At 57.3% G+C, this 824-nt stretch carries 1 pseudogene; it reads left to right on the plus strand.

Annotated features, from left to right (window positions below):
• Window positions 1-110: 110 nt before the first annotated feature.
• Window positions 111-563, plus strand: a pseudogene (locus GJ668_RS19860) (IS110 family transposase); the annotation flags it as partial.
• Between the last annotated feature and the right edge of the window lie 261 nt (window positions 564-824).

Below are 824 nucleotides of genomic sequence, written 5' to 3' on the forward strand. Positions count from 1 at the left end.
CAGAGGACTTGTCTACTCCAACTGTATGTGAGCGAACGATTTTTGCCAGCTGGTAAGATACTTTGTCCAAAGTCCAATAAACGAGATTCGCCCTTTTTTATGAATAATTCGGGTTAGATGTCCATCAGGCCAAGTTAACCGTCTGCGCGCTGTTCGAGAATGCTGACGGAGAAGCGCAGGTGGAATTGAGAGAGTTTGGCGGCTTCAAACGCGATCGTCGCGCGATGGCGGAATGGGTCGCCTCTTTTGAACCCGAGGTGGTCGTGATGGAAAGCACGGGGATTTACTGGAAGAGTCCCTATGCGGCCCTGGAGAAAGCCGGCCTCGTGGCACTCGTCGTCAATGCCCACCATGTCAAGCAAGTACCGGGACGCAAGACCGACATTGCCGATGCGCAGTGGCTGGCGATCCTGGCCCGTAGCGGCTTGTTGAAGGGCGGCTTCGTGCCACCGCAGAACCTGCGTGAGCTACGTCTGGTCTCGCGTCAAATGCAGAAATTCACCGGCCTGCTGGCCGGGGAGAAGAACCGCCTGCACAAGGTGCTCACCGATGGGGGCATTCGCCCATAGGCGCCAACATAGCCGCCAGCCCTTGAAAATCAGTGGAGAACCGCGAGCTGTTAGCACTTTGCCACCATCTCCCCCGCATTCCGCATTCCGCATTCCGCATTCCGCATTCCGCATTCCGCATCCCATGTCCCAAGCATCCCAGCGCATTGATCTTGCGTTTGAAGCGTTTCTGCAGGAATTGCCACCCGAGTACGCGGAGATGGCGTATGCGTTCAAGGCGTTCGCGCGCCCGCGCAAGGTCAAGACGCCGGCGCA

Source organism: Allochromatium palmeri, assembly GCF_009720725.1.
GTDB lineage: Bacteria > Pseudomonadota > Gammaproteobacteria > Chromatiales > Chromatiaceae > Thermochromatium > Thermochromatium palmeri.